The sequence below is a fragment of the Rhodococcus sp. BS-15 genome, from assembly GCF_000813105.1.
In the GTDB taxonomy this organism is placed as follows: domain Bacteria; phylum Actinomycetota; class Actinomycetes; order Mycobacteriales; family Mycobacteriaceae; genus Rhodococcoides.
On record NZ_BAOX01000529.1, the window covers coordinates 1 to 1561 of the forward strand.

Annotated in this window: 1 protein-coding gene and 2 pseudogenes; 1 reads left to right on the forward strand and 2 read right to left on the reverse strand. The window is 66.0% G+C overall.

All coding sequences use genetic code 11. The features are described from left to right. A pseudogene (locus tag RHBS_RS27630) lies at window positions 1-195 on the reverse strand (aminotransferase); the annotation flags it as partial. Between the two features lie 62 nt (window positions 196-257). On the opposite strand from RHBS_RS27630, the pseudogene RHBS_RS27635 reads away from it, so the two are divergent. Further along, a pseudogene (locus tag RHBS_RS27635) lies at window positions 258-1243 on the forward strand (LLM class F420-dependent oxidoreductase). A 16-nt stretch (window positions 1244-1259) separates the two neighbouring features. On the opposite strand, the gene RHBS_RS27640 reads toward RHBS_RS27635, so the two are convergent. Further along, on the reverse strand, window positions 1260-1561 hold a 302-nt coding region (locus tag RHBS_RS27640), incomplete at its 5' end, for a DUF3239 domain-containing protein (protein WP_128646924.1).

The following is a 1561-nucleotide window of genomic DNA, read 5'->3' on the forward strand; positions in this document are numbered from 1 at the left end:
GGAGTACTGGTTGAGGCCGCTCGCGATGGCCTCACGCGCGGTCTCGAGCATGGCTGGTGGGCCGTCGGTGTCGGGGAAGCCCTGCCCGAGGTTGACGGCCTTCTTCTCGACGGCGAGTGCGGTCATCTCGGCGAAGATCGTCGACGCGAACGGGCGCAACCGTGCCACTGTGCGCGAGGGGAACAACTCGGACATTCCTGCAGCGTAGTTCACAGACCGCAACCGGTCTTTCGCCCTGCGTCTGTACTGTGCCTGTCATGCGATTCGGATTGTTCGTGCCACAGGGGTGGCGTCTCGATCTCGTCGGCATCGACCCTGCCCAGCACTGGAGTGCGATGCGCGATCACGCGCTCGCTGCCGAGGCCGGTCCGTGGGAATCCCTGTGGGTCTACGACCACTTCCACACCGTTCCCACCGCAACCGACGAGGCGACGCACGAGGCCTGGTCGCTGATGTCCGCTCTGGCCGCGACCACGTCGCGAATCCGGCTCGGCCAGATGTGCACCGCGATGTCGTACCGTAACCCGGCATACCTCGCCAAAGTTGCTGCCACAGTCGACATCATCTCCGGAGGACGCGTCGAGATGGGCATCGGAGGCGGCTGGCACGAGCACGAGTTCCGCGCCTACGGCTACGGGTTCCCCTCTGCCGGAGAGCGATTGGGCAGGCTCGACGAGGGCGTGCAGATCTTCAAGCAGGCATGGACGGCCGGAGAAGTGTTCCTGGACGGAAAGTACTACGAGATCGACGGTGCGTGGTGCGGCCCCTGCCGTTGCAGGAGGGAGGCATCCCGCTGTGGATCGCGGGCGGCGGGGAGAAGGTGACTCTGAAGATCGCCGCGAAGTACGCGAACTACACCAACTTCGACGGAACCCCCGCCGGTTTCGCCGCCAAATCCGCTCTGCTGCGCGAGCATTGCGCAGCAGTGGGTACCGACTTCGATGCCATCGTCCGCTCGGCGAACTACAACGTCGTCGTCGCGGCGACCGAGGCCGAGGTGGAAGACAAGCTGCGCGCCCTCGAGGCTCGTCTGACCGAGTACGTGGGTGCGGAGAAGGCCCACAGCGCACTCGCCGCGTACCGCGGCATGCCCGCAGTGGGAACTCCTGAGCAGATCGTGGAGAACCTGACGGCACTGCAGGAACAAGGGATGACGTACGGCATCTTCTATTTCCCCGAAGCGGCCTACGAACGCTCCGGTATCGAACTCTTCGAGCGGGACGTGATCGCCGCACTGGCCTAGTGGGTCGCTGCAGGCTCTAGCGCAGGTCGTCGGGAAGATCCGCCGGGTCGATGAGCAACTGCTGGTTCTTGGCCGTGCGGACCTTCTCCGACAGGCCGATGTTGGCGTGCAACAACGCCCACTCGCCCTCGGTGATCTCCCGGGTGGCGCGTGCGATGACCGCCGGATCGGTGGTTCCCCAGGCGATGGGCATCACCGAGGCCAACTGCCACGCTCGCCCGCCGGTGTTTCGGCCACGGTCCGCGAGAACCGACACCGCGGGAACTGTGCGCCCCGCCTCGACCGGCGTGTCCGGGCCAGGGCCGTACCGACGCGGGA